This is a genomic window from Streptomyces sp. NPDC029151 (assembly GCF_055564315.1).
Genome location: NZ_JBVHWQ010000027.1, coordinates 1 through 1,556, shown reverse-complemented (window position 1 = coordinate 1,556; position 1,556 = coordinate 1). Strand labels below are relative to the sequence as shown.

Sequence of the window (1,556 nt, the reverse complement as noted above, 5' to 3'; positions counted from 1 at the left end):
CGCGGCGCCGCCGCCACCGACGCGGCCAGCGTCCCGAAGTGACCCGCCAACCGCTCGATCGTCGCCCGCTCGAACAGATCCGTCCGGTACTCCAGGGCTGCCAGCAGTTCACCGCCCGCTTCCGCGGCGGTCAGCTGGAGATCGAACTTGGCGTCCTGACCGCCTACACCGACTCCCTCGACCGTCAGGCCGGGCAGGCTCCACGCGTTGCCGTCCGGGGTGTTCTGGAAGACGAACAGGGTCTGGAAGAGGGGGTTGCGGGCGAGGTCCCGGTCGGGGGCCAGCTCGTCGACGAGGCGTTCGAAGGGGAGGTCCTGGTGGTCGTAGGCGCCGAGGGCGGTGTCCTTGACGCGGTCGAGGAGTTCGGTGAACGTCGGGTCGCCGGAGAGGTCGGTCCGCAGGACCAGCGTGTTGACGAAGAAGCCGATCAGGTCCTCGGTCTCGGCGCGGTTGCGGCCGGCGATCGGGGTGCCGACCGCGATGTCGTCCTGCCGGCAATAACGGGCCAGCACGATCTGGAACAGAGCCAGCAGGGCCATGAACAGACTCGCGCCCTGCCCGCTCACCGTCGCCCGCAGTGCCTCCGTCACCTCCGACGGCAGCGAGAAGTACACGGTGTCGCCCTCCGCGCCCTCCCTTTCGGCCGGCCGGGCACGGTCGGTCGGCAGCTCCAGGGCCGGCACTCCCGCAAGGCGCTCGCGCCAGTACGCCAGCTGCGCCTCGAGGACGTCACCGCTGAGCTGCTCCCGCTGCCAGACGGCGAAGTCCGCGTACTGGACAGGAAGTTCCTGCAACGACGCCTCGCGTCCGGCGACAGCGGCCGCGTACAGCTCGCGCAGCTCGCGCGCCAGGATCCCGGACGACCAGCCGTCCGACACGATGTGGTGCAGCGTGATCAGCACATACTGGTCGTCGTCGGCGACACGCACCACGTCCACGCGCAGGAGCCGACCGCCGTCCAGCTCGAACGGCCTCCGGGCCTCGGCCGCCATGATCTCCGACGCCGCCCGCTCCCTGCCGTCCGCCGGGACGGCCCGGACGTCGTGCACCACCGGAGTGACCGACCACGGCGCGTCCACGACCTGCGCGGGACGGCCTGAGTCGTCCGTGACGAACCGGGTGCGCAGCACTTCGTGCCGGGCCACCAGACCGGTGAACGCCGCACCCAGCGCACCGGCGTCGAGCACGCCCCGCACCCGCAGCCCGAACGGCACGAGGTATTCGGCGCTGCCCGGTGTCAACTGGTCGAGGAACCACAGTCGCTGCTGCGCGAACGACAGCGGCAGTGGACCGCTGCCACGGTCGACCGGAACCAACGGCGCCTCGCCGGCCGTCTCCAGCTCGCGCACGACCACGGCCAGGGTCGCCACCGTGGGCGAGGTGAAGAGGGCACGCACGGGTACGTCCACCCCGAGCCGTTGCCGCAGACGCGACGTCACCTGCGTTGCGAGCAGTGAATGTCCGCCCAGTTCGAAGAAGTTGTCGTGGATGCCGACGGTGTCGATGCCGAGGATCTCGGCCCAGATCGCGGCGAGGGTGCGCTCGGTGTCCGTCCG

At 70.9% G+C, this 1,556-nt stretch carries 1 protein-coding gene; it reads right to left on the bottom strand.

All coding sequences use genetic code 11. The annotated features are described in order from the left end of the window. The coding region (locus ACZ4VF_RS37950; protein ID WP_467931778.1) for a condensation domain-containing protein at positions 1-1,556 on the bottom strand (1,556 nt) is incomplete at both ends.